We start from the raw sequence: 21643 nt of genomic DNA, 5'->3' as shown, positions 1-21643 counted from the left end.
TTCAACTCCTATCCGTAGTTACATGTCGTGATATATTTAATAGAATGCCAATAGCTGACATATACAATATTAATGAAGTTCCTCCATAACTTACAAAAGGTAAGGGTATCCCCGTTGGAGGTATAGATGATGTTACAACAGCAATATGAATCAGAGATTGGATAGTAATGAGAGCTACTATACCTGTAGCAAGTAAGCATCCAAAAAGGTCCTCTACATTTAAAGCAATTCTAATTCCTCTCCAAATTAGTAAAAAAAACAACATAATAACGGTTAAAGCCCCTAAAAAACCTAATTCCTCTCCAATTATTGCAAATATAAAATCATTGTGAGGCTCAGGAATATAAAAGAATTTCTGCCTGCTCTTACCTAGCCCTAACCCAAAAAGTCCTCCTGAACCAAGGGCATATAGAGATTGTACCGCCTGCCATCCAGTATCACTTTTATCAGCAAAGGGATCTAAAAAGCTAGTAACCCTTTTCATTCTATATCTATTTTCCTCATCTGTTATAGCCTTAAACAACCCTAAGCCCGCCATAATAATCAAAAGAAACATATGGGACATCTTCATACCTGCGACAAACAACATACTTACTAGGGTAGCGCCTAATGTAACCGTAGTAGACAAATCCTTTTGAAAATATATCATTCCACAAGAAACCCCGATAATAGCCAAGGCAGGAATTAATCCTTCTGTAAAATCTTTTATTTTCTCCTTTTTCTTTGCTAAAAAGGCGGCTAAAAAGATGATAGATCCTAATTTTATTATATCCGAAGGCATAAATGTGGTAAAACCTAGATTTATCCACCTTCTTGCCCCCTTTCTAGTAACACCTAAAGGTGTAAATATTAATATCCCACTGAGTATAGAGACTATGAAAATTAGCCAAGACATTCTCTTTAGTCTTCTATAATCAAAATTCATGAAAAAAAGCAATGCAACTAATCCCAACCCTGCTGCAATCAACTGTTTTTTTAGAAAATGGTATCCATCGTTAAAGGTCTTTATCCCTTCTGGCCAGGACGAGCTAAATACCATAATTATACCAACAAACACAAGGAGTAAAGTTGCTAAAAGCAAGGTGAAATCAGGAGCTCTTTTTTTAACCTTTTTAGCCATTTTGTTCCTCCTTCAATCTATATACTACTTTTTTAAAATCATTTCCCCTATCCTCAAAGCTATTATACATATCCCAGCTGGCACATGCTGGTGAAAGTAGTATATTATCCCCCTGTTGAGCTAATTGAAAGCTTTTCTTAACTGCCTCTTCCATATCATTTACCATAAACACATTCTCAAAACCATGTTTTAGAGCAGTTTTCTTTATCTTCTCCTTTGTCTCTCCTAATAGTATCAAAGCTTTGACCTTTTCCTTGAAGGCTAGAATAAAATCATCAAATTCAGTCCCCTTATCCATACCTCCAGCTATCAATACTATAGGACTGTCTACGGCTTCGATAGCTTTAATGCTAGCATCTGAATTTGTCCCCTTAGAATCGTTAAAAAATTGAACTCTGTCAATTGAATCTACATATTCTATTCTGTGTTCCACCCCAGGAAAAGTCTTAAGAACTTCACGTATAATTTCTGTATCCACCCCCATAATCCAAGCAATAGCTACGCTAGCTAAGGCATTTTCTAAATTGTGCTTTCCTAGAATTCTTACTTCTTCAGTTTTAATAACTCTTTGAATCTCATTTCCATCGTCTATCACAATATATCCATCTTCTATATATATTCCCCTAGTAAGCTTACTATTCACACTAAACCATATCAAGTTGGAGTTTATTTCTCCTTCCATACTCCTTAATAGCGAATCATCATAGTTTAGTACAGTATAATCTTCACTGCTTTGGTTTATGAATATCTTTTTCTTCGAATCTATATAATTTTCCAAAGTTTTATGCCAATTCAAGTGATCAGGAGTAATATTCAATATGAGACTTATCTTCGGTTTAAAAGTAAAGGTATTATGCAGTTGAAAACTACTAGCTTCAATTACAAATATATCCTTGGCTTTAGAATTAACCATATTCCATAATACTCCTACTCCGATGTTTCCCATTACATAGGTATTATATCCAGCCTTTTTAAAGTACTCTCCTGTTAAAGTAGTAGTAGTAGTTTTTCCATTTGTTCCAGTTATTGCAATAATGTTACCATTAGGATTAATCCTATAGGCTAATTCTAAGTCCGTAACAACCTGGATACCTTTCAGATTAGCATCTTTGAAAACCTTTAAATCCGAAGGCACTCCTGGACTTTTGACGATTAAATCTATATTTTCAACGGAAACATCATTAGTTCCTAATACATATTTCACATCTATATCCCTAATCTGGTCTATATATTCCTTTAACTCGTCTTCAGTCTTAACATCGCTAATTGTTATTCTAGCTCCCAATCTATCTAAAGCCTTAACTGTAGATACTCCGCTAATCCCTAATCCTAGTATAAGTATTTTTTTATCCTTTAAATTCATAATTACACCTGACTTTCATCTTAGTTTAAACTCGCTACACCTATTAAACACAGTATGACAGTAATACTCCAAAAAACTACTACTACCCTTGTTTCTTCCCATCCTTTTTGCTCAAAATGATGGTGAAGAGGGCTCATCAAAAACACTCTTTTCCCCGTAAGTTTGTAGGAACTTACTTGTATTATTACTGACAAGGCTTCTATAAAGTATATTCCACCAGCTATGGGGATCATCAAAGGTAAATTTAGTAATATAGCTATAGCTGCCACCGCTCCGCCTAAGGCCATAGAACCTGTATCTCCCATAAACACCTTAGCAGGATAGGCATTATATATCAAAAACCCTAGACAAGCACCAGTTAATGCTGCAGAAAAAATGGAAATACTATCCATTCCCCAATTAAGCGCAATTAACCCAAAGAAGGATAATACTATCAATGTAACTCCTGATGCTAAACCGTCTAAACCATCGGTTAGATTAACACTATTAACTGTACCTACTACTACAAAAGCAATAAATGGCACATATAGTATCCCTAAGTCTAAATATCTATTGCTTAAAAAAGGAACTATTACCTTTGTGCCTAACATAGATGTATTAGATTGATAAATTGCTAAAACCACCGCTAATATTATTTGGCCTATAAGCTTTTGATAAGGTTTTAAACCTAAGGATCTTTCATTAGCCACTTTTAAATAGTCATCAATAAATCCTATCATACCAAAGCCAAAAGTAGATATTAATAGTATATACATATCTTTATTTAGCATGCCTGAAGTTATGGTAGTTAACAACAGTGCAATCAACATAATAATTCCACCCATAGTAGGAGTACCCGATTTAACTAGATGGGTTTCTGGACCATCATCTCTAACATTTTGACCTATTTTATGTCTTTTCAATAAAGGAATAATTACAGGGCCTAAAATAAGGGTTATAATAAACGAAATAAGAATAATTCTTATTATATCTAAATAATCAACCATATGTCTTCTCCTCTCTCGTATATATTGCTACTAGTATTTTTTCATATCTTCTAGTATGTCTAATACTATCTGTTTTTCGTCAAAGGGAATAATCTCATCTTTAATTATAGTATAAGTTTCATGACCTTTTCCAGCTAATAATATGGTGTCCTTTGGTTTAGCATTTGACAGGGCATACCTTATAGCTTCTTTCCTGTCCGTAATTGCAATATATTCACCCTTTGCCTTTTCCACCCCTACTATTATATCCTTTATAATCATATCTGGATCCTCATGTCTTGGATTATCTGATGTCACTATACACAAATCTGCATGCCTTGCTACCGTTTCTCCCATTATAGGTCTTTTAGTTTTATCCCGGTTGCCTCCGGCACCAAAGATAACAATTATTCTTCCTTCTGCAAATTGGTCTATAGTGGTTAATACCTTTTCTAACCCATCAGGAGTATGAGCAAAGTCAATAATAACATTATAATCTTCATCTATGGGTACCGGTTCAAATCTTCCTTTGATACCATTGATGGACTCAAGGCCCTTTTTTATACTAGGTAAATCCACATTATAAAATATGGCACAAGCTGCTGCTGCTAAAGCATTATATACATTAAATCTACCTAGTAGATTTAGCTCAATAGGAATGGAACCTTTAGGGCTATTTAATACAAACTTCACACCCTTAGTATGACAAACTATGTTAGTTGCATATACATCACATTCCCTAACTATTCCATAGGTTATTATTGGTATATTGTTTTCTAAATCCTCCAAAATTCTGTTTCCATATTTATCATCTATGTTGATGATATTGCATCCACTGGTCTTATTAAATAGTCTTAGTTTGCTTTTATAATAATTTTCCATATTCTTATGATAATCCAAATGGTCTTCCGTCAGATTAGAAAATATACCTACTTGAAAGGCCATATATTCTACTCTTTTTAAATCCAAAGAGTGGGAGGAAACCTCCATAACACAATATTTAGTATTTTTGTCCACCATTTCCCTTAAATATCTTTGTATTAAAGATGATTCAGGAGTTGTATTTATATTATCCACTATCCTGTCATCGATAAGTGTGCCCATAGTACCAATTATCCCTGTCTTCTCATGACAAACCTCAAATATATTTCTTATTAGATATGTAATTGAGGTTTTTCCATTTGTTCCTGTAATTCCCACTAGGTTTAGTTCTTTTGAAGGTTCTCCATAGAATAAGGAGGAGAATCTAGCTAAAGATAATAGGGTATCATCTACCCTTATGACAGTAACACCCTCTTTTTCAACTTCTATAGCCTTTTCAACTAAAACTGAGCTAGCTCCATTTTCCACTGCCTCATCAATATAATCATGGCCATCTACCGTAAAGCCCTGAATTGCTATGAACATATTATCTTTTTGTATTTTTCTAGAGTCATGTTCTATCCCTGTAATATTGATATCCGTATCACCCTTTATAATCTCTAGTTTATGACCCTCTATCAAATCTTTAAGTTTCAAGTCTGCACCTGCTTTCATTTTAGTTAATTAAATTAATTAAAAGGCAACTCCAAAAGTCGCCCCTTAATAATACTACTCTTATCGGTTAGAAAATTCAACTTCCACATTGGAATTTATATCAACTTCTGTTCCTGGCTCTGGATTTTGTTCTATTGCATTACCTTCACCTTTAAAATGATATTTTAAATTTAAACCTTCTAATATTTTGATCACATCTTCCCTAGATTTTCCCATTAAATCTGGCATTATTATCTTTTTTTGAGTTTCTTGATCCTCATTTAGATATAGATCTATTATGGAACCATTGGACACTTCTGTCCCAGGTAATGGAAATTGATCTATTACCTTGGATTTTTCTGAGATATTACAGGAGTCAGTAGTATATTTAAATCCATGTTCCATCAATATCCTTCCTGCTTCTTCAATAGTCTTATTTCTTACGTCAGGAACTTCCTCTATATAGTCAAATTGCTCTTTCTCTTCTTCTGTAAACTCTGGCTTTATCTCCAGATAATTTAAAGTTTCTTCTATTATCTTCCCTGCCACTGGTGCAGCTACACTTCCCCCATAATATACTCCTTGGGGTTCATCTACTATAACCAATAGAGCTATTTGGGGATCATCAGCTGGGGCTACAGCTACAAATGAACCAATATATTTACCAGGTGCATATTTCCCATCTATTATCTTCTGAGCAGTCCCAGTTTTTCCAGCTACCCTATACCCTGGAACATAAGCATTTGTACCAGTACCTTTCATCACTACTGATTCCATCATATCTAACATAATATCCGATGTACTCTTAGATATTACCTGTCTTTTGATCTTTGGTTCATTAACCATGACCACATTACCTTCATTATCAACTAGATGGGATACCAGTCTTGGTTCCATTAAATTTCCACCATTAGCTATGGCAGATATTGCATTTACCAATTGTATAGGTGTCACAGCTATTCCATGTCCATAGGACATAGTTGCTAAGTTTACTTCTTTTATAATATCCGTACTATAGGGTATAATTCCACCTTGTTCCCCAGTTAATTCAATACCAGTAGGCTCTCCGAATCCAAAAGCCTTTATATACTTATAAAACTTCTCTTTTCCCAATTTTCTACCTAAATCCACGAAAACCACATTACAGGAATTTTCCATTCCTTCCTTTAGGGTTTGTGGTCCATGGGGGTTGTACCATCTAGAACATTTTAATAAAGCACCTGGAATATCTCTAATAAACCCATTACAATAAAAATTGGAATCAATGCTTGCGATATTTTCTTCAATAGCTGCTGCTGCTACGATGGTCTTAAATGTAGAACCAGGTTCATAAGCATCATTAATGGCAAAGTTCCTCCACATATCATACCATCTTTTTTCTAATTCATCTATAGGCAAATCCCTCCACTCATCTTTTTTCATCTCATCTAATGGTTCCCTAGGACTATTGGGATTGTACTGTGGTAAATTTGCCATAGCCAATATGTCTCCAGTTTTTGGCTCCATGATAATTATAGAAACATTTTTAGCCTTAGTAGTAATTATAGATTCCATAGCAGCCTTTTCTGCAAAATGTTGGATAGTTTCATCAATTGTTAAGACCACATTTAATCCATCTTGAGCCTCAAATACCTTTTCTCCATCATAGGGCATCTGTTTTCCACTAGCATCAGTAGTTTTAATCCATCTTCCCGGGCTACCAGACAGATACTTATCATAAGTCTTTTCTATTCCATATAATCCATCATTGTCTATATTAGTAAAGCCTAATATATAGGATGCAAAATCCTCATAAGGATAAAATCTCTTATTATCATCAACTACATTAATTCCCGATAGTTTTAAATTTCTTAATTCCTTTGCCTCCTCTTTGGATATCCATTGCTTTATCTTTTCTGCATCTACCTTTTTGGTTATCTTCTCATATACTAAGTTTTCATCCATATCTAAAACTTCAGCAACCTTTTTAGCCGTATCTTTAGGATCTTCTACATCTGCTGGACTGGCCCATACAGTATAGGAACTAACGCTAATAGCTAGCTTTTTACCATTTTTATCGTATATGATTCCTCTTTTAGATTTGATTTCAATACCTCTAGTCCACTGTTCCAAAGCACCCTTTTTCAATTCTTCCCCAGTAACTATTTGTATATACCCTAATCTAATAATCAGTGCCAATATTGCTATTAATACTATTACAAACACAAATACCAATCTTTTTTTCGAAGCATTACTAGGTGCAACCAATATCAAAACCTCCTAAAACAGACTTGACATTAAACTAAATATTTTTTTAAAATGTGACAATAACATAGCCTCATCTGTTGTATCTTCAGCTTCTAAATCCGTATCTCTAACATCTACATATACTATTTGCTCTTCTGTAGCATAATCCATGCCCAGTTTAACCATTGCCTCCTCCTCAATCCTAGTAGAACTTTTAACAGCCACTAATTCTGCTACTAAATCCTCTTTTTCCTTCATCAGTTCTGCCTTATGTTTCTCTAGTTCCGTAATTTCTAACCTAATCTTTGTAATATTGGTATACCCATATAATATAAACAAACAAATAGCCAATACAACCATGGATATGCCTATAGCAGACAGTTTAGATGCAGCTTTAGATTTTCTCTTTCTTCTAGGTTTTGTTCTTCTTTTCTGTTCTTCCTGAGGTTGTATCTCTTCTGTATGGTAATATTCCAAATCCTTTTTAGCTACTAACAATTTATTCTTACCCCCTTTGTTTTAGAACTCAAACTCTTTCAGCAATCCTTAACTTTGAGCTTCTTGCACGTGGATTTTTTTCGATTTCTTCATCGCTAGGTGTAATTGGTTTTTTAGTTACTATTTCTAATTCTTTCTTCTTATCACAAACGCATATCGGTATCTCTGGTGGACAAATACAATCCTTATTTAATTCCCTAAAAGTTTCTTTTACAATACGATCTTCCAATGAGTGGAAAGTAATAATACACATACGTCCACCTTCCTTGAGTACCCCATTCATCTTAGGTATGCTCATCTTTAATACATCTAGTTCTCTATTTACTTCTATTCTTATAGCCTGGAAAGTCCTTTTAGCAGGATGATGTCCCTCCATTCTTACCTTTTTGGGTATAGCTTTCTTAATAGTATCAACCAATTGTAATGTAGTATCTATGCTTTTTGTCTTCCTATCCTCCACTATGAATTGGGCAATTCTCCTAGCCCATCTCTCCTCGCCATAGTCCCAAATTACCCTTTCCAATTCACTTTGGGAATAGGTATTTACCACATCCCATGCAGAAAATTCTTGGGTTGTATCCATTCTCATATCTAATGGGGCTTCTTTATGATAGGAAAATCCCCTAGTCTTTTCATCTAACTGATGAGAAGATACTCCTATGTCCAGCAATATTCCATCAACTTTTCCCATTCCTAAATTAGATAATATGCTATCAATGTTTACGTAATTATCGTGTACAAATATAACCTTATCTGAATGGTCCCTTAGCACTTCCTTTGCCTTAGTAATAGCATTTATATCCTGATCTATTCCTATCAACTTTCCCTTTGTCAATCTATTTGCTATTTCCAGGGAGTGACCAGCACCACCTAAAGTCCCGTCTACATATATTCCATCTTCCCGTATCTTTAATCCATCTATAGCCTCTTTTAACAATACTGGTGTATGTTCAAAATTCAAATTCTTCACTCCTGTCCTCTTAAATTCCTAATTCAGCCATTTTTTCAGCAATCTTATCATAGCTCAAACTATCATCATCGTTGTAACTATCCCACTCTTCCTTACTCCAGATTTCAATTCTAGTAGAAACGCCAATAATTACGGCATCCTTCAACAGCCTTGCGTGTTCTCTTAAATTGCCAGGTATAAGAACTCGGCCTTGCTTATCTAAAGTACATTCTGAAGCTCCTGCAAAGAAAAACCTTACAAAAGCTCTTGCATCCCTATTGGTAAGAGGTAAAGCCCTTAATTTCCCTTCTAATACCATCCACTCACCTTTGGGATATACAAAAAGGCAATTATCAAGACCTTTGGTCATGATAAAATCAGAACCTAGATCTTCCCTGAATTTAGATGGCACTATTAATCTTCCCTTATCATCAACTGTATGTTGGTATTCTCCAATGAACATACCACTCACTCCACCTTTATGTATAAATTACCCCACTTCTTACCACTTTACCCCACATATTATTAATTCTATACCATTTCACGAAATCCTTCTATAATTTTAAAAAATTTTTATAGTTCTTTAGTCTCATTTTACAAAATTCATCTTTTTTCAATGCTATTTTCCATATTTATATACAGATATATACAAAAAAATAAAAAAGACTCCCTCCTTACAAGGAAATCCTTTTTACCCTACTATATGTTGTTAATCAACAGATACTACTCATCTAGATTCACATACTCTCAAATATTATTCCTTTCCTTTTCTCCTCATGTTAAAATAAATCAGCGGTATGACAATCCCTATAACACTGACCAACTGAGCCACTCGTAAAGGTCCCACCATTAAACTATCTGTTCTCAAACCTTCTATAAAAAATCTTATGCTGGAATACAGTATTAGATACAATAGAAATACTTCACCAGAAACTTTTGGCTTATTTCTCCTATACCATATTAAAAATACAAAAATTGTAAAGTCTCCTATGGACTCATATAGGAATGTAGGATGAACTTTTATTCCATCTACCATTATACCCCAGGGTAGATCTGTGGCAGTTCCATAAGCTTCCTGATTTATGTAATTTCCCCAGCGGCCTATGGCTTGACCTAGTGCTAAACTTGGAGCACAGGCATCGGCAATTTTCCAGAAATCCAAATTCCTCTTCCGAGCAAACATCACCGCTACAATAATACCAGCTATAATTGCTCCATGAATAGCCAGACCACCACCCCTAAAGTGAAATATCTCCTTTAAGTTTTCCCTATAATAATCCCAAGTAAAAGCCACATAGTAAATTCGAGCACCAATCAAAGCTAAGGGAATTGCATACAATAGTAAATCTATTAGGTTATCTTCTCCAATCCCTATTCTTTCGGCCTCTCTTAACGCCAAAACAGTTCCCAATACCACCCCAATAGATATTAATATACCATACCACATAACCTTTATGCCAAAAATTTCAAATGCTACAGGATTCATCCTTCGTCACCTTCCCTTATTCTTATCAGTACTTATAAGTATAGCACAAATTGTATATTTTACCTATATAGTTTACTATCCATTTATATAGGTTTCCCATGAAAGTATATAGTATCTGCTTTGATACTCTTTGATGCTTCTACTATCTCATCCTTACTAACCCTATCTATTTCCATCAATGTTTCATCCAAGGATCTTCCATCTTCAATCAGTATTCTGCCGAGTAAAAAGTCTGAAAACAAAAGCTTATCCTCGTACATAGATTTAATACTAGCTTTAATGGATTGTTTTGATATATTCATGTCCTCCTTGGTGAAAGATCCTTTTTTTAAATTATCTATTTCAGTTCTAATTCCTGCTATTATCTTCTGAAAATCTTCAGAATTAACCCTCCCATTGATTAACATTAGAGATTTATGTTTATATAACTTACAATTCATATTATGAGCAATATCTTTTTCTCTAACCATTTTAAAGAGCTTGGAATTTGGACCACCACCTAGTATATAACTGCCTACCTCCAACCCATTATATAAAATATCTTCATAAGGTATTCCACTTCTATATCCGATTACTAGCCATCCTGGATCTAGGTCTAAGTGCTCATATACCATGTTTTTAATCTGCACGTTCCCAGTAACAGACTCCCTAGAAAGTTCCATAACACTATCCCGCTTGTATTTAAAACTATCTATTATATATTCTACTAGATGATCATCTAAATCACCAATATAAAATATTTCTATCATTGCTTTATCTAGTATTTCTTTATAATGTTTATAGAGAGTTACGTTATCAATTTTGTCTAAATCTTCTATATATCCAAGGGGATGGATACTAAATTTTTCATTTCTATACATCTCTTCAATACAACGTTCCTTAACATAAATTTCTTTGTTTATCCTTCTATCCTCTATGATTTTCTTTAAGTTCTCCTTTTCTCTAGATACAAATTGCTGACTAAATATATCATCTGTAGAATAGGGAGTACAGATTAATGACTTTAATATATCTATCAATTCCATCATGACCATTTTATCTTGTAGTTTGTTAAACCGTGGCCCTTTAGCAGTAAAACTGATTATTTGTTTCTCCCCCTCTTTTATTATTCTTATACCTACATTTGAATTATGGGTTTTTTCTAGTTTTTTTTGTACTATAGAACTTCTAGCACACCTTTCTAATACTAATGGCAACAAAGCGTTTTTAGTTACATCTTTTCTATCCAAGGATAATACAAAATAAATGCTAAGAAGATTGATGTCAAATTTATCCTCGTGGACTAAATTTAAGTTTATCCCTTTTTCAATGTTTATCCTCCTCAATGCTAAATTCAACTATTTTCCCTCCTTATGGTTTATATTTTATGATACCCTTTTAAATTTTCTATACTAATATAATTCATATAAATAAAAACCCGGTCATATGACGGGTTTTTATTTACTCTTTTTTCAACCTTTCTATTATTCCGTTTATCTCCTTTATATGTTCATCATAGTTTTTTCCATTCATTAAGGATTCTATAATCTTTTCAATTTGATCAAATACCTTTTTATTATCCGTTATAAGCACTTGCCTTATCATAGTATCGTTTTCTAATACTGCATTGATTATCATCTCCTTTACATCATCATTAAAAGTCGTATCCTGTGCCATTTCAACGGCTACTACAACTACATCATTAAATATAATAGAAGATGCATTATCTATGCCATACAAATCTACCACTATATTAGATATGTTTTCAGAACGAGACAATATATCATAATCTTTTCCCCCTACTCCTATGCTTATCTCATCTTCTACCTCTTCCTTTCCAATATCATCATTGACCTTGCAACCTACTAATAATACACTAAACACCATGAAGATTAAAACAATCCTTATTATATATATGCCTTTTCTTTTCATAGTCATACCTCCCAGCCTAAATTTATTTGCTAATCAAGTTCTTATATAATATAGTTTTTCATAAATAAGAAATTTTATAACTAAAAAAAGGCATTTAATATGCCTTTTAGCCAAATACCCCATTGATATATCCCTTTGTCCTGTCATCATCAGGGTTGTTAAACAGTTCTTTTGTCTCCTTATACTCCACCAGATTTCCTAACAGAAAAAATCCAGTAAAATCGGATATCCTCGCTGCCTGCTGCATGGAATGGGTGACCATTATAACCGTATACTCACCCTTTAGCTCCATTATTAGCTCCTCTATTTTAGCTGTTGCAATAGGATCCAAAGCAGAAGTAGGTTCATCCATAAGGATGACTTCAGGCTCCACAGCCAAAGCTCTAGCTATACATAATCGCTGTTGTTGACCTCCTGATAAGCTAAGAGCAGATTTACTTAATCTATCCTTAACCTCATCCCACAAAAAAGCTTTCTTCAAACTTCTTTCAACAATGTGATCCAAGTTTTTTTTATTTTTTACTCCATGGACCTTTGGACCATAGGCTACATTATTATATATACTCATAGGGAAAGGATTTGGTTTTTGAAACACCATACCTATGTTTTTTCTTAAACTTATTTCATCCATATCCTTATATATGTCCAATCCGTCTAATTTTATAGTGCCGTTAATTTTAACCTCCGGTACAGTATCATTCAATCTATTTAAGCATCTTAAAAAACTTGTCTTTCCACACCCAGAGGGACCTATGAGAGCAGTAACTGATTTCTTGGAAAAAATAATATTTATATTACTTAGCACCTTTACTTTATCATAAGATAAGCTTAAATTTGTAACATCTAATTTAGGTATCATAGCCTAACCCTCCTAATCTATTCCCTTTAATTTCTTTTGGATAACTCTACCTATATAATTAGAAACTCCATTAATAATCAATATAAACAATATCAATATTGCCGCTGTAAAATAAGCTAACTCAAAAGAGATTCCCTCTTTAGCTAAAATATATAGATGCACAGATAAGGTCCTTCCCGAATCCAATAAACTACTAGCAATCCTAGGAACCATACCTGCTGTTAAATATACTGCAGCTGTTTCACCTATAACACGACCAACACTTAATATCATGGAAACCATTATTCCAGGCAATGCGGTTGGTAAAACTACTTTATATATAGTCTGTATTCTAGATGCTCCTAAGCTTAAGCTCCCCTCCTTTAAAGATATGGGGACAGTTTTTAGAGCTTCTTCCGTAGTCTTAATTATTATCGGTAAAATCATTATTCCCAAAGTCAGCGCCCCTGATAATATGGACCATTTTAGACCTAATCCTACAACAAAAACGATCATACCAAATAAACCAAATATAATGGAAGGTATACCCGCTAGGCTTTGTATAGAATATCTGATAACATCAACTAATCTTCCTTCTTGGGCATATTCGTTTAAATAAATTGCAGCACCTATACCTAGAGGAGCAGAGATAAATATGGATAAAATAACTATGAAAATAGTATTTATGATGGAAGGATATATTCCAGTATCCTTTAAAACCTCGTTCCAGTTTAACCTTATGATTCCATTTACCAGGATATGTCCTAATATCCAAAGAACTATACTTAATGTTAAGATAGCAGAAATATATATAAACAATCTTATAGTATCTTCACCTTTTCTAGTAAGCCTCATCTATCTCCTCCTACCTTTTTGTTAAATATTATCAATAGTAAATTTAGTGCTATAATAAACATAAACAATATAACCCCAGTAGCAAACAATGCCTGTTGGTGTAATCCATGGGCATAGCCCATTTCTAAAGCAATATTTCCTGTTAAAGTCCTTACCCTATCCTCTATGGCTTTAGGAACTAGAGGAGTATTGCCTGCAACTAGTATCACTGCCATAGTCTCTCCAATAGCCCTGCCTATAGCTAATACTAAGGAAGTCAAAATTCCAGATCTAGCTGCAGGAATTGTTACTTTAAATATAGTATATATATCTGAAGCACCTAAAGCTAAAGAGCCTTCTTTTAATTCTGTTGGTACGCTTTTGATAGCAGTTTCAGATATGCTAATTATAGTAGGTAAAATCATTATTCCCAATATGATGGAGGCAGCTAAAAGGCTATTGCCACCACCTCCTAATATTCTATCGATTGTCGGAACTATAGTTGCTAATCCGAAAAAGCCATATACTACGGATGGTATGCCTGCCAATAATTCTACCAAACCCCTATATAGACTAGATATCCGTTTTGAGGCAATTTCACTAATAAATATAGCTGTAAGTACCCCAATAGGTGCCCCTAGTACAAGGGAACCTAAGGTAACATATATCGATCCTACTATCATAGGCAACAAACCGAAACTTCCTCCTGTAGGCTGCCACTCTTGCCCAAGTAAAAACTGCTTTAAGCCAATTTCTTGAATAGCTGGAATGCCTTTAAAAAATATAAATATAGTAATACCTAATACAGCTATAATTGAAGTCATTCCGCAAACAAACAATATTCTTTCATTAATTTTTTCATGTATTCTTCTAGTTTGTTTCATTGTAGAATATCTCCTTTGCCCATAAAAAATTTTGAATTTATTGTTTTATTGGAACTTGGTTTTCTCCCACAATTTTTTGTCCTTCATCGCTTAAAGTAAAATCTATGAAAGCCTTTATTAGATCCGTTTCTTCATCCATAGTTAACATATAAAAGGGTCTAGATATTTTATATTCACCTTTTTGAATAGTATCAACTGTAGCTTCAACCCCTTCAACTTTTATACCCTTTACCATTTCATCTAGATAGGATAAAGACACATATCCTATAGAGTTTTCCTTACTAACAATATTTGCCTTAACAGCTCCATTTCCATCTGCTATTAGAGCATCTTTTTTTACAATGCTTAAGGTATTACCTGATCCATCTTTCTCCTGTAGCTCAAGTATCTCCTCAAAAGCCCCTCGTGTTCCAGAACCCTCTTCCCTGGATATTACTAAAATCTCCTGATCATCTCCGCCTAGCTCTTTCCAATTGGTGAGCTCACCTGAAAATATCTTCTGTATAGTTTCCATATCTAAATCTTCTACTGGATTATTTGGATGCACTGCGATTACAATTCCATCATAGGCTATGGTATATTCTTTTACTCCTGTGGCTTTCTCCTCATCCTTTAAGTTTCTAGATGACATTCCAATATCTGCTGTACCATCAATAGCTGCCTTTATACCAGCAGTAGACCCCACTCCTTGTATATCTATATTTACACCTTTATATAACTTTGAAAACTCCTGGCCTAAGCTCTCAGCCACAGGGGTTACAGAAGTAGATCCTACAATATTTATAGTTCCTGATAGTTGACTACTGGTATCTTTTGACCCAGTAAGCTCATCTATCCCTTGAGGACTTGAATCCCTATTGGCACAACCAGTAAACACAACGCTTAAAACAAGAAGTAAACTAACTAATACTAATACTTTTCTAATTCTTTTCAATTTGCATTCTCCTTTCATTTATGTTCTTCTTAATTAAATAATAAATCTTCTATGTTAAGTTAAAGTTAAGGCTAAGTTAATTTCATGTAAAATAAAGTTGCATTAATGTTGAATATGGTCTAACTATGATATATAATTATTCTTGTGCAAAATTTATGCAATTTGAAAGGAAGATTTAGATGAAACTAGGAATAGTGGGACTACCAAATGTAGGAAAGAGTACTCTTTTTAATGCATTGACAGCGGCTAAAGCTGAAGCAGAAAACTATCCTTTTTGTACTATAGAGCCTAATGTGGGAATCGTATCAGTACCTGATAAAAGGCTAGAAATGTTAGCTGAGTTGGTAAATCCGGAAAAGATAACTCCTGCAACTATAGAGTTCTTTGATATTGCTGGACTAGTGAAAGGAGCTAGTAAAGGAGAAGGCTTGGGAAACAAATTTCTAGCTCATATCAGAGAGGTTCAGGCTATAATCCATGTAGTTAGATGCTTTGAAGACCCAAATGTAACCCATGTAGAAGGTAAGATCAGCCCTTTAGATGATATTGAAATAATTAATTTAGAATTAATGCTATCGGATCTAGAAATTATTGAAAATAGATTGCATAGAGTTGAAAAACTGGCCAAAGGGGATAAAACCTACAAAAAAGAATTTGACTTATTAAATCGACTAAAGGATTCCATTGACAAGGATATACCATTAAGAAATTTAGATTATACTTCTGAAGAAATGGAGTTGGTTAGAGATTTCAATTTACTTTCCTTAAAACCTGTACTATATGTTTGCAATATTTCAGAAGATGATCTAATTAATGGAGAAGATAATGAGTACGTTCAACTGGTTAAAGAATATGCAAATAAAGAAGGATCACAAGTAATAGTTATTTCAGGTAAAATTGAATCAGAAATAGCTCTTTTGGATAAAGATGAAAAGGAAGTATTTTTATCTGAATTAGGTCTAAAAGAGTCTGGATTAGATAGGCTCATTAGAGCTAGCTATGACCTACTAGGGTTAATGAGCTTTTTAACTGCTGGACCAAAAGAGGTTAGGGCTTGGACTATTAAAAAGGAAACTAAAGCCCCTAGGGCAGCAGGAAAAATCCATTCCGATATGGAAAAAGGATTCATAAGAGCTGAAGTCATTAACTATAGAGATCTATTAGAATGTGGGGGTAGCGCCAAAGCAAAAGAAAAAGGCTTAGTACGATTAGAAGGAAAAGACTATATAATGCAAGATGGAGATGTAGTGTTATTTAGGTTTAATGTATAACAAGTGGCTGTTAAGCCACTTGTTTTTATTTATCATCAGTTAGTAATCTTTACTATTCACCTTTTACAATTTTAATCGATGCACTAGCTCCAATTCTAGAAGCCCCTGCATCTACCATGGCCTTAGCAGTTTTATAATCTCTAATGCCCCCAGAAGCCTTTATTTTAAGGCTATCGCCTATAGTTTCTTTCATGAGTTTTATATCTTCTACTGTAGCTCCACCAGTACTAAATCCTGTAGAGGTTTTTACAAAATTAGCTCCAGCTTCCTTAGCTAATTTACACGCCACAACCTTCTCTTCATCAGTCAACAAGCATGTTTCTATAATCACTTTGACAACAGCTCTGTTCTTAGCTGCCTCTACTACAGCTTTAATATCATCTCTTACCAAATCATGTTCTCCATTTTTTAATGCTCCTATATTTATCACCATATCCACTTCATCTGCACCATTTTTTATTGCATTTTCCGTTTCAAAAGCTTTAACTTCCTTGGCATTTGCTCCTAATGGGAAACCTATAACCGTTGCTACCCTAACCTTTGTACCTTCTAAAAGGTTTTTTGCTCTTCTAACATAATAGGGATTTACACATACAGCAGCAAATTCATACTCCTTTGCTTCTTTACATAAGCCGTCTATCGCCTCTCCTGTAGCATCAGGTTTTAACAATGTATGATCGATCATGGAAGCTATATTCATATTATTTCACCCCTCTATTTTCTAATTCTACTAAATCACCATTTTTTACGCCTGCAGCATTCCCTTCTTCTATATCCACATGCATCTCTAATGCAAAATTATCCTTCACCCTAACTAAAACATTTTCAAAGATGACAGCTCTCATGCCTTCTGTTCTTACTTTTACAACATCTCCATCTTTGACTCCAAATTTTTCCCCATCAGATGTGTGCATATGTATATGCCTAGCCGCAACTATAACACCATCTTTCAATTCTATCTCCCCTTTAGGCCCGACTATCTTAGCCCCTGGGGTTCCCTCTACATCGCCTGAATTCCTAACTACTGGTGTAACTCCCAATTTAAAAGCATCAGAAATGGATATTTCAATCTGAGTCCTACTCCTTACAGGTCCTAATACCCTAACACCTTTCAATGGCCCCTTAGGCCCTATAATATCCACCTTTTCATCACAAGCATATTGGCCTGGTTGAGATAAATCTTTAGTCCTTGTTAGTTGGTAACCCTCTCCAAAAAGTGTGTCTAAATCCTTTTCACTTAGATGTATATGTCTATTGGACAAGGCAATTGGTAGTTTGTTACTCATCTATTTTCCTCCCTTAACTAAACAAATATTTTGTGTTCTTAATCAATTATATTAGTTACAATATAAAAAATCAAACATCACTGTAGTAAACTAAATAATGTAGTATAAAAATTAGGATATGATATATTTATACATTCAAAACCTTCGATATGGGATTTACCCTTTGCCATTAAAGCAGCAATAGATAATGCCATAGCAATCCTATGATCATTATAGGAATTGAGTGTAGCTGATTTTAATTCTTCTACTCCTTCTAATACCATTCCATCAGGTAAAGCTTTTATGTGAGCCCCCATCTTATTCAATTCTTCTGTTATAGCGTTAATCCTATTGCTTTCCTTGTGTTTCAGTTCCTCAGCGCCTTCTATCGTAGTTTTTCCCTTAGCTAAAGCCGCTGCTACCGCTATGATAGGTATCTCATCGATTAGTGTGCCCATCATATCTCCACTTATGGTTACGCCCTTTAGTTGAGAATGTTTTACCTCTATATCACCAATGGGTTCATAGTTTGTTTCTCTCTTGTTTAATATCTTTATATTAGCACCCATGTCCTCTAATACAGAAAGTATCCCTGTTCTTGTAGGATTTATTCCTACATCTCTAATAATTATATGAGAGCCCTTGATTAAAAGAGCTGCCACGATAAAATAAGCAGCTGAAGAAATGTCTCCAGGGATGTATACCGATTTTCCATATAGTTTTGAGTCTCCATTAATTGCTATTTCATTGCCCCTATGACGAATATTTGAACCGAAAAGCCTCAACATCCTCTCTGTATGATCTCTAGTGGTTTTGTGCTCTATGATTGTAGTAATACCTTCTGCATATAAAGTAGACAATAGGATAGAGGATTTAACCTGTGCACTAGCTATAGGCATAGGATAATGTATTCCCATAAGCCTATTGGTAGGCATAATTACTAATGGTGGGTATCTATTTTCAATGCCCTTAATATTTGCCCCCATCTTATTTAAAGGTATGATGATTCTATCCATTGGTCTTTTCATTAAGGAAGTATCTCCTATTAGACTGGAAGAAAATTTTTGTCCTACCAATAGGCCAGATAGCAATCTCATAGTTGTACCAGAATTTCCACAGTTTATTGGCTCTATAGGCTTTCTAAGGCCATGAATACCTACTCCATCTATTAAAGCCCTACTCCCATCTAATTGGATATTGACCCCCATAGCCTTAAAGGAATCTATGGTTCTTGTTGTATCCTCAGCTATCAATAGATTGTCTATGGTAGTTTCTCCTTGAGCTATAGAACCCAGAATAAGAGCTCTATGAGAAATAGATTTATCTCCAGGTACTTTAATTGTACCAACTAATTTATCCTTCACTCCATCTATTATCAAAACCAATCCCCCTTCAAAGCTTTAACAATCAAATCTTCCTCTATACTATAAAATACATGTACTTTTCCCTTATCCACTGGAAGAACAAATACTATATTATTGTCTACATTTTTCTTGTCATTTCTCATAATATCGATTAATTCCTCTATTTCTTTTTGAGAAAATAAAATAGGTGATAGAATAGAATTTAAGGTATGAAATACCTCTTGAAAATACTCTTTCTCTATTAAACCTAGTTCTAATGCCATATAGAATTCATACATCATTCCCAAAATAACCGCTTCTCCATGATTAAACTTATTGAAATCATAAAAAGCTTCAATACTGTGACCAATAGTATGACCAAAATTTAATATATTTCTCAAACCTACATCATATCTATCTCTGGAAACTATGTTTTTTTTAATGGCAACCGATCTGTCAACTATAGACATTAGGGTATCTAAATCCTTACTGTATATATAATCTAAATTGTCTTTTGCGAACTGAAATAGGTTATAATCTTCTATTAATCCATATTTAAATACTTCTCCTAAGCCACAAGTAATCTCTCTTTTTGGCAAGGATTTCAAAAATGTAACATCCGTAAATATAGCCTCTGGAAAATAAAAAGAACCTATGATGTTTTTTATGCCCTTATAATCAAAGCCCGTTTTACCTCCAATGCTGCTGTCCACTTGTGCTAAAAGGGTAGTAGGGATTTGTAAATACCTCAATCCCCTTTTATAAGTAGAAGCTACAAATCCAGTCATATCTCCGACTACTCCACCACCAAAACTTAGTATGAGGGTTTTCCTATCTATACCTTTTCCTATTAAATCATCATAGATGGATAATACATTATCTATGGATTTGTTTTCCTCTCCTGGTGGAAGTATATATACATAGGTATTAAAATCATCTACAGACGATTTTAAATACTCCATATAAAGATCATTTACTGTTTCATCCGTAATTATATATAATCTATGTATAGAACTATCGGATAGATATGTCCCTAAATTACAGAGATTGTTTTTACCAATGAATATATTCATATTATCACCTGTTCTGTAAACTATTTATGTAACAATCATAATTAGCTCTTGTTTCTTCCATACTATCTCCACCAAATTTAATAATAATTTCATTAGCTAATACATAGGCAAACATGGCTTCTGCTACAATGCTAGCTGACGGCACAGCACAAACATCGGACCTTTCGAACTGAGCCAAATTTACTTCTTTAGTTCTCATGTCTACTGTCTGTAGAGGTTTTTTTAATGTAGGTATTGGTTTCATCACCAATCTAAACACTATATCCTCTCCATTAGAAATACCACCTTCAATACCACCGGCATTGTTACTATTCCTATAATAACCTGTATCATAACAAATCTCATCATGCAACTTAGAGCCTAGTTTGCCAGCTGTATCAAATCCTAATCCAAACTCTATCCCTTTTATTCCAGGAATACTCATAATACTTTGGGCTATCCTTCCATCCAATTTTCTATCCCAAATAGCATGACTACCTAAGCCTACTGGAATGTTTGTCCCTATTACTTCTATTACTCCTCCTATAGTATCTCCTTGATTCTTTGCCTTCTCTATAATATCTATCATCAATCTTTCAGAATTTCTGTCCAATACTCTAATTGGGGATTTATCAGCCTCTATTAATTCACCCAAATCCAAGTCTGTATAATAATTTTTGTCGGATTGAATATGCCCTATCTGAATTACATGACTAAATAATCGAATATCGAATTCAGTCAAAAAAAGTTTACAAATGCCGCCTACAGCAACTCGCATAGCTGTCTCTCTGGCACTGGCTCTTTCTAAAATATTTCTAGCCCCATCTTGATTATACTTTAAAGCACCAGCTAGATCTGCATGACCTGGTCTTGGTCTTGTTATCTCTACCAATTCTATGTTTTTTCCCCTATTCTTTATCATTAAGGATATAGGGTTTCCCGTAGTATAGCCATTGCTTGTTCCCGACAAAATTACTGCTTCATCCCTTTCTATATCCATTCTATTACTTCTTCCATAGCCTTTTTGTCTTCTTCTTAACTCCATATTTATATAATTTAAATCTAGATTTAAATTTGCAGGAATCCCTTCTACTATACCTAATAACATATCACCATGGGATTCTCCACCAGTTAAAAACCTAATCACCTTACCACCCCTCAAAAAAACTTCTACATTAATGTAGAAGTT

At 34.2% G+C, this 21643-nt stretch carries 21 protein-coding genes; 1 reads left to right on the top strand and 20 read right to left on the bottom strand.

All coding sequences use genetic code 11. The features are described from left to right. Position 1: 1 nt before the first annotated feature. The 15 genes from ftsW to C3E88_RS02895 form a co-directional block, all read right to left on the bottom strand. Positions 2-1120: a putative lipid II flippase FtsW gene (ftsW, locus tag C3E88_RS02965; RefSeq protein ID WP_236908561.1), complete on the bottom strand. Its 1119-nt coding sequence runs from the start codon at positions 1118-1120 to the stop codon at positions 2-4. Further along, positions 1113-2483, bottom strand: coding sequence for a UDP-N-acetylmuramoyl-L-alanine--D-glutamate ligase (murD, locus tag C3E88_RS02960; protein ID WP_236908560.1), 1371 nt, complete (start codon positions 2481-2483; stop codon positions 1113-1115). The genes ftsW and murD overlap by 8 nt, the downstream gene beginning before the upstream one ends. 20 nt (positions 2484-2503) lie before the next feature. Continuing rightward, positions 2504-3469 carry a phospho-N-acetylmuramoyl-pentapeptide-transferase gene (gene mraY / locus C3E88_RS02955; RefSeq protein WP_236908559.1) on the bottom strand — a complete coding sequence of 322 codons (966 nt, stop codon included), beginning with the start codon at positions 3467-3469 and terminating at the stop codon, positions 2504-2506. Between the two features lie 30 nt (positions 3470-3499). Continuing rightward, positions 3500-4984, bottom strand: a complete 1485-nt coding sequence (locus tag C3E88_RS02950) for a UDP-N-acetylmuramoyl-L-alanyl-D-glutamate--2,6-diaminopimelate ligase (RefSeq protein WP_236908558.1) — start codon at positions 4982-4984, stop codon at positions 3500-3502. A gap of 60 nt (positions 4985-5044) precedes the next feature. Continuing rightward, on the bottom strand, positions 5045-7210 hold the full coding sequence (locus C3E88_RS02945; RefSeq protein WP_236908557.1) for a penicillin-binding transpeptidase domain-containing protein: 2166 nt from the start codon (positions 7208-7210) through the stop codon (positions 5045-5047). A 12-nt stretch (positions 7211-7222) separates the two neighbouring features. Then, positions 7223-7687 carry a septum formation initiator family protein gene (locus tag C3E88_RS02940; protein ID WP_236908556.1) on the bottom strand — a complete coding sequence of 155 codons (465 nt, stop codon included), beginning with the start codon at positions 7685-7687 and terminating at the stop codon, positions 7223-7225. Between the two features lie 28 nt (positions 7688-7715). Then, positions 7716-8648 carry a 16S rRNA (cytosine(1402)-N(4))-methyltransferase RsmH gene (gene rsmH / locus C3E88_RS02935; RefSeq protein ID WP_236908555.1) on the bottom strand — a complete coding sequence of 311 codons (933 nt, stop codon included), beginning with the start codon at positions 8646-8648 and terminating at the stop codon, positions 7716-7718. 19 nt (positions 8649-8667) lie between these two features. Further along, a complete protein-coding gene (gene mraZ, locus C3E88_RS02930) occupies positions 8668-9099 on the bottom strand; it encodes a division/cell wall cluster transcriptional repressor MraZ (protein ID WP_236908554.1) in 432 nt (143 codons plus the stop codon). A gap of 291 nt (positions 9100-9390) precedes the next feature. Beyond that, positions 9391-10122, bottom strand: a complete 732-nt coding sequence (lgt, locus tag C3E88_RS02925) for a prolipoprotein diacylglyceryl transferase (protein WP_236908553.1) — start codon at positions 10120-10122, stop codon at positions 9391-9393. Between the two features lie 83 nt (positions 10123-10205). Beyond that, the gene (locus C3E88_RS02920; RefSeq protein ID WP_236908552.1) at positions 10206-11459 is read right to left on the bottom strand and encodes a M16 family metallopeptidase; all 1254 of its coding nucleotides are present in this window, start codon (positions 11457-11459) and stop codon (positions 10206-10208) included. 103 nt (positions 11460-11562) lie between these two features. After that, entirely contained in the window at positions 11563-12033 is a 471-nt protein-coding gene (locus C3E88_RS02915) for a YhcN/YlaJ family sporulation lipoprotein (RefSeq protein ID WP_236908551.1), read from the bottom strand. A gap of 106 nt (positions 12034-12139) precedes the next feature. Then, positions 12140-12889, bottom strand: a complete 750-nt coding sequence (gene pstB, locus C3E88_RS02910) for a phosphate ABC transporter ATP-binding protein PstB (RefSeq protein WP_236908779.1) — start codon at positions 12887-12889, stop codon at positions 12140-12142. A gap of 15 nt (positions 12890-12904) precedes the next feature. After that, positions 12905-13726 carry a phosphate ABC transporter permease PstA gene (pstA, locus tag C3E88_RS02905; protein WP_236908550.1) on the bottom strand — a complete coding sequence of 274 codons (822 nt, stop codon included), beginning with the start codon at positions 13724-13726 and terminating at the stop codon, positions 12905-12907. Continuing rightward, positions 13723-14589 carry a phosphate ABC transporter permease subunit PstC gene (pstC, locus tag C3E88_RS02900; RefSeq protein ID WP_442870629.1) on the bottom strand — a complete coding sequence of 289 codons (867 nt, stop codon included), beginning with the start codon at positions 14587-14589 and terminating at the stop codon, positions 13723-13725. The genes pstA and pstC overlap by 4 nt, the downstream gene beginning before the upstream one ends. Positions 14590-14626: 37 nt before the next feature. Beyond that, positions 14627-15523 (bottom strand): phosphate ABC transporter substrate-binding protein, encoded by an 897-nt coding sequence (locus tag C3E88_RS02895; RefSeq protein ID WP_236908549.1) that lies wholly within the window; start codon positions 15521-15523, stop codon positions 14627-14629. Between the two features lie 179 nt (positions 15524-15702). Here C3E88_RS02895 and ychF point away from each other — a divergent pair, with 179 nt between their 5' ends. After that, entirely contained in the window at positions 15703-16794 is a 1092-nt protein-coding gene (gene ychF, locus C3E88_RS02890) for a redox-regulated ATPase YchF (protein WP_236908548.1), read from the top strand. 52 nt (positions 16795-16846) lie between these two features. On the opposite strand, the gene deoC is transcribed toward ychF, so the two are convergent. From deoC to aroC, 5 genes are all read right to left on the bottom strand, one after another. Beyond that, positions 16847-17494: a deoxyribose-phosphate aldolase gene (gene deoC, locus C3E88_RS02885; protein WP_236908547.1), complete on the bottom strand. Its 648-nt coding sequence runs from the start codon at positions 17492-17494 to the stop codon at positions 16847-16849. A 1-nt stretch (position 17495) separates the two neighbouring features. Continuing rightward, complete coding sequence (pduL, locus tag C3E88_RS02880) at positions 17496-18080, bottom strand: phosphate propanoyltransferase (protein ID WP_236908546.1); 585 nt, start codon at positions 18078-18080, stop codon at positions 17496-17498. Between the two features lie 77 nt (positions 18081-18157). Beyond that, positions 18158-19438, bottom strand: a complete 1281-nt coding sequence (gene aroA, locus C3E88_RS02875; RefSeq protein ID WP_236908545.1) for a 3-phosphoshikimate 1-carboxyvinyltransferase — start codon at positions 19436-19438, stop codon at positions 18158-18160. Further along, complete coding sequence (gene aroB / locus C3E88_RS02870) at positions 19435-20475, bottom strand: 3-dehydroquinate synthase (RefSeq protein WP_236908544.1); 1041 nt, start codon at positions 20473-20475, stop codon at positions 19435-19437. The genes aroA and aroB overlap by 4 nt, the downstream gene beginning before the upstream one ends. Before the next feature lie 4 nt (positions 20476-20479). Beyond that, the coding region (gene aroC / locus C3E88_RS02865) for a chorismate synthase (protein ID WP_336513055.1) at positions 20480-21643 on the bottom strand (1164 nt) is incomplete at its 5' end.

This window comes from Clostridium sp. Cult3 (assembly GCF_021655115.1).
Lineage (GTDB): Bacteria > Bacillota > Clostridia > Tissierellales > Tepidimicrobiaceae > PPXY01.
This window is presented reverse-complemented; position numbering and strand designations above follow the sequence as displayed.